This window comes from Nocardia sp. NPDC060220 (genome assembly GCF_042727815.1).
Taxonomy (GTDB): domain Bacteria; phylum Actinomycetota; class Actinomycetes; order Mycobacteriales; family Mycobacteriaceae; genus Nocardia.
Map to the genome: position 1 here is coordinate 1 of NZ_JBHWZY010000468.1, position 5,379 is coordinate 5,379.

The 5,379-nt window shown below is 68.0% G+C and carries 4 protein-coding genes; all 4 read left to right on the forward strand.

The genetic code is table 11. The annotated features are described in order from the left end of the window. Positions 1 to 170: 170 nt before the first annotated feature. Positions 171 to 2,219, forward strand: coding sequence for a cytochrome c oxidase assembly protein (locus ACFWF3_RS22615; RefSeq protein ID WP_378995547.1), 2,049 nt, complete (start codon positions 171 to 173; stop codon positions 2,217 to 2,219). After that, positions 2,216 to 3,193, forward strand: a complete 978-nt coding sequence (locus ACFWF3_RS22620) for a serine/threonine dehydratase (RefSeq protein WP_379315175.1) — start codon at positions 2,216 to 2,218, stop codon at positions 3,191 to 3,193. Before ACFWF3_RS22615 ends, ACFWF3_RS22620 begins: the two co-directional genes overlap by 4 nt. 127 nt (positions 3,194 to 3,320) lie before the next feature. Then, positions 3,321 to 3,887: a single-stranded DNA-binding protein gene (locus ACFWF3_RS22625; protein WP_378995551.1), complete on the forward strand. Its 567-nt coding sequence runs from the start codon at positions 3,321 to 3,323 to the stop codon at positions 3,885 to 3,887. A 69-nt stretch (positions 3,888 to 3,956) separates the two neighbouring features. Further along, a partial coding sequence (ettA, locus tag ACFWF3_RS22630; RefSeq protein WP_379315176.1) for an energy-dependent translational throttle protein EttA occupies positions 3,957 to 5,379 on the forward strand: 1,423 nt, incomplete at its 3' end.

Consider the following 5,379-nt stretch of genomic DNA (forward strand, 5'->3'; position numbering starts at 1 on the left):
AGGCCCTTGCTCTATCCAACTGAGCTACGGAGGCAGTCGCATCAACCTTGGCCGAAGTCGGCCACGCTGTCCAGCTCGAAAAGTATAGCGACCGACCGGATCGTCGAGCGCAGGCTCGGGTGAGCGCCCCCTCGGGGCGTCGCCGGGCACGTCGAACTACCCTCGTTGTCATGTCGTTATCGCAGGACCCCACCGCTGGACCCGCCGTCGACGGCGGACCGTCGGCGGATACGGGTCCGGCGGCGCCGTTCGGTGTACTCAGTGTTGTGGCCGGGTGTATCGCCGCGGTTGTCGCGGCCATGGTGGTCGGCTTGTCGGCGGCGCATGCGCTCAGTTTGCTCGGTATACCCGATCCGGGGGCGTTGACAACATATGGATTGCCCGCGTTGCGCGCGGTGGCCGATCTGGCCGCCGCGATGACCGTCGGCTCCCTGTTGTTCGCGGCGTTCCTGCTGCCCCCGCGCGACGGCGGGCTGCTCGAGGTCGGCGGTTATCGGGCGGTGCGCCGCGCCTCCGACGCCGCGCTGGTGTGGGCCGCGAGCGCGGCGCTGCTGGTGCCGTTGACCGTGTCGGATACGACCGGTCAGCCGGTGAGTGCCATCTGGCGACCCGAAGTCCTGTGGCCGGTGATCACGCAGGTCGAGGTCGCGGGCGCCTGGCGGACAACAGTGTTGTTCGCGCTGATCGTGGCGATCGGCTGCCGGTGCGCGTTGCGCTGGGGCTGGACGCCGGTGCTGCTGGCAGGCGCGTTGGTGACCATGATGCCGCTGGCGCTGACCGGGCACTCGTCCTCCGGTGGCTCCCACGACGTGGCGACCAACTCCCTGATCCTGCACATGGTGTCGGCCTCGGTCTGGGTGGGCGGGCTGATCGCGGTGCTGGCGCACGCGATGCGTGGCGGCGCGAACACCGATATCGCCGCCCGCCGGTTCTCGGTGGCCGCGACCATCTCGATCGTGGTGATCGGCCTCAGCGGCGTCGTGAATGCCTGGGTGCGGGTGCCCGTTTCGGACCTGTTCACCACTACGTACGGCAGGCTGGTGCTCGCGAAAGCGGCCGCGCTGCTGGTGCTGGGCGCCATCGGCTACCTGCAGCGCCGGGCCGCGCTGCCCGCACTGGCCGCCGACTCGCGCGACCGCGGCGCGCTCATCCGTTTCGCCGGCGTGGAGATGCTGATCTTCGCGGCGACCATCGGCCTGGCAGTCGGCCTCGGCCGCACCCCGCCACCGCCGCCGACCACGGTGCCGACGCCGGTCGAAGTGGAGCTGGGCTACACCCTCGCTGGCCCGCCGACGGTGAGTCGCCTGCTGTTCGACTGGCGCTTCGACCTGATCTTCGGAACCCTGGCGATCGTGCTCGCCGCGCTCTATCTGCTCGGCGTCCACCGGCTGCGCAAGCGCGGCGATGCCTGGCCGATCGGGCGGACCATCGCCTGGTGCAGTGGCTGCCTGGTGTTGTTGCTGGCCACGTCGTCGGGGGTCGGGCGCTACGCACCGGCGATGTTCAGCGTGCACATGGGCGCGCACATGGCGTTGTCGATGCTGGCGCCGATCCTGCTCGCCCTCGGCGGCGCGGTGACCCTGGCATTGCGCGCGCTCCCGCCCGCGGGCCGCGGTGGTGTGCCGGGGCCGCGCGAGTGGATTCTGGCGGCCGTGCACAACCCGGTCTCGCGGTTCCTCACCCAGCCCGTGGTGGCGTCGCTGATCTTCGTCGCCGGGTTCTACGCGCTGTATCTGGGCGGAATCTTCGACACCTACGTCGACTCGCACGCCGCCCACCTGATGATGAACACGCACTTCCTGCTCAGCGGCTACCTGTTCTACTGGGTGGTGATCGGCATCGATCCCAAGCCGCGCGAGGTCGCGCCGCTGACCAAGCTCGCGATGGTGTTCGGCACGCTGCCGTTCCACGCGTTCTTCGGCATCGCGCTGATGAGCATGACCACGGTGCTGGGCGACTGGTTCTATCGCACCCTCGACCTCGGCTGGAACATCGACCTGCTCGCCGACCAGCGCAACGGCGGCAGTTTCGCCTGGGCCAGCGGTGAGGTGCCGCTGGTGGTGGTGATGCTCGCCCTGCTGATCCAGTGGTCACGCAGCGACACCAAGCTGGCCAAGCGCACCGACCGGGCCGCCGATCGCGACAACGACGCCGACCTGACCGCCTACAACGCGATGTACGCCGAGCTGGCGCGGCGTGACGGCGAGGTCCGCCGGTGAGTGGATTCGGTGTGCCGTCGAGCGAATCGACCGAGCGGGCCGAACCGGAGCGGGTGCTGCGCACCGATGTGCGGGCGGCGCGGCGGCGGCTGGCCGGGCGGGTACGCAAGACACCGGTGTTCCACACGAGTGTGGACGGGCCGAACGGGCCGGTGCCGGTGTCACTGAAAATGGAATTCCTGCAGCACGGCGGCACATTCACGGTGCGTGGCGCGCTCAACGCCCTGTTGTCGGCCGGCAGCGGCGCCGACCATGTGGTTGTCGCCTCGGCGGGCAATGCGGGTATCGCGGTGGCGCTGGCCGCGGCACAGCTCGGCAAGGAATGCACGGTTGTCGTGCCGGAATCCGCGCCACACACCAAGGTGGCCGCGATGTGGGCGCACGGCGCCGAAGTGCTCTGGCACGGAACGACGTACGCCGAGGCGCAACGCCGGGCGCTCACCCTGGCCGCCGAGCGCGGGGCCGACCATCTGCATGCCTACGACATGCCCGCCGTGGTGGCGGGCGCCGGCGTCATCGGGCTCGAACTGGAAGAACAGGTGCGCGGCAGGCCGCCGGTGCTGGCCGCGGTCGGCGGCGGCGGGCTGATCGCGGGCCTCGGGGCGGCACTGGGCAAGCGCAGGGAGATCGTCGGCATCGAATCCGAGCACATACCGGTGCTCTCGGCGGCACTCGCGGCGGGCGCGCCGGTCGATATCGACGTGGCCTCGTGCGCCACCGAACTGCTGTGCGCGACCAGGGTCGGCGACATCGCCTTCGACATCGCTCAGCGTCACCAGATGCCCGCGATTGCGGTGGCCGACGACGCGGTCGCCGCCGCCCGCGAATACCTCTGGCGGGAGTTCCGCGTGGTGGTCGAGCTCGAGGGTGCCGCCGCGCTGGCCGCCGTGCAGAGCGGTGTGTACACACCGGATCCCGGCGTACGGCCGATCGTGGTGCTGTGCGGAGCGAACACCGAGCTTCCCGTGCTCTGACACCGACGTTGTCCACAACTGCCCGATCCATCCACAGATCGACTGCGCGCGCCCCACACTCCCGTTCGCCAGGTCATTCTTGGGTGGTCAGAGCGAAAACGGTGGATTCGAGCGGGGGGCGAGCACGATGTACGAGGCACACGCGACGGTGATCGGGACCGTCATCACCCATCCGGTGCGGCGCGATCTCAGCAACGGTGAGCAGATGCTCACGTTCCGGATGGCGAGTAATTCGCGGCGATTCGACGTCAAAACGGGGGAGTGGACCGACAACGGCACGTTGTATCTCACGGTCTCGTGCTGGCGCAGGCTGGTGGCAGGGGTGGATCGATCGTTGCATCGCGGCGACCCGGTGATCGCCTACGGGCAACTCCGCTCGCACGAGTACCGCGGCAAGGACGGAACCGAGCGGCGGGATCTCGAGATGCGCGCGGTGGCGGTCGGGCCCGATCTGGCGCGCTGCCACGCGAGCGTTGTTCGCCGGTCCGAGGGCCTGCGATCATTGCCGCATGCCGCGGTGCGGAATATTTCCGATGCTCGCGGCGCTGCCCTACCGAAGGCCGACGACGCTGCCACCGGGTATGCGTCGACCGAGGCCGTTGCCGTAGCCTGTACGACCGTGGCGGATCCTGTCCCCGCGCGATCGCCGGACGTGGTGTCGAGCACCAACGGTGCCGAGCAGGTTGACGCATGAGGGTCGTTTCCGCGGCACTCGACCCTTCCGTATCCCGTCCCCGTTTCTCCCACCGATAGGCTTCCGCGTATGGCTGAGTTCATTTATCAGATGATCAAGGTTCGCAAAGCACACGGCGACAAAGTCATCCTCGACGACGTGTACTTGAACTTCCTTCCCGGCGCCAAGATCGGTGTGGTGGGTCCCAACGGCGCGGGTAAATCCAGCGTGCTGAAGATCATGGCGGGACTGGACCGGCCGAACAACGGTGAGGCGTTCCTCGGCTCTGGCGCCACGGTCGGCATCCTGCAGCAGGAGCCGCCGCTCAACGAGGAGAAGACCGTCCGCGGCAACGTGGAGGAGGGCCTCGGCGAGGTCAAGGTCAAGCTGGATCGGTTCAACGAGATCGCTGAACTGATGGCCACCGACTACTCCGACGAGCTCATGGACGAAATGGGCAAGCTCCAGGAGTTCCTCGACCACGCCGACGCCTGGGATGTCGACTCCCAGCTCGAGCAGGCCATGGATGCGCTGCGCTGCCCGCCGCCGGACGAGCCGGTCACCAACCTCTCCGGTGGTGAGCGCCGCCGCGTCGCGCTGTGCAAGTTGCTGCTGAGCAAGCCCGATCTGCTGCTGCTCGACGAACCGACCAACCACCTCGACGCCGAGAGTGTGCTCTGGCTCGAGAAGCACCTCGCCGACTACCCGGGCGCCGTGCTGGCCGTCACCCACGACCGGTACTTCCTCGACAATGTCGCCGAGTGGATCCTCGAGCTCGACCGCGGGCGTGCCTACCCCTACGAGGGCAACTACTCCACCTACCTGGAGAAGAAGGCGCAGCGTCTCGAGGTCCAGGGCAAGAAGGACCAGAAGCTGCAGAAGCGCCTCAAGGACGAACTGGCCTGGGTGCGGTCCGGCGCCAAGGCCCGGCAGGCCAAGAACAAGGCTCGCCTCGGCCGTTACGAGGAGATGGCGGCCGAGGCCGAGAAGCACCGCAAGTTGGACTTCGAGGAGATCCAGATCCCCGCGGGTCCGCGACTGGGCGACATCGTGGTCAACGTGTCGAACCTGGACAAGGGCTTCGGCGATCGTCAGCTCATCAAGGATCTGTCCTTCACGTTGCCGCGCAACGGTATCGTCGGCGTCATCGGACCCAACGGTGTCGGTAAGACGACGTTGTTCAAGACCATCGTCGGTCTCGAATCACCCGACAGCGGTGAGGTGAAGGTCGGCGAGACGGTCAAGCTGAGCTATGTCGACCAGAACCGCGGCGGCATCGACCCGAAGAAGAACGTCTGGCAGGTCGTCTCCGAAGGTCTGGACTTCATCCAGGTCGGCAACCAGGAGATGCCCTCGCGCGCCTACGTCAGCGCGTTCGGCTTCAAGGGGCCGGACCAGCAGAAGCCGGCGGGTGTGCTCTCCGGTGGTGAGCGCAACCGCCTGAACCTGGCGCTGACCCTCAAGGAGGGTGGCAACCCGGTACCGCCCCGACGGCCGGATCAGCGAAGAACAC

Excerpts from the sequence above, each read along its gene's own strand:
- ACFWF3_RS22615 (WP_378995547.1), top strand. The coding sequence starts at position 171 with ATGTCGTTATCGCAGGACCCCACCGCTGGACCCGCCGTCGACGGCGGA.
- ACFWF3_RS22625 (WP_378995551.1), top strand. The coding sequence starts at position 3,321 with ATGTACGAGGCACACGCGACGGTGATCGGGACCGTCATCACCCATCCG.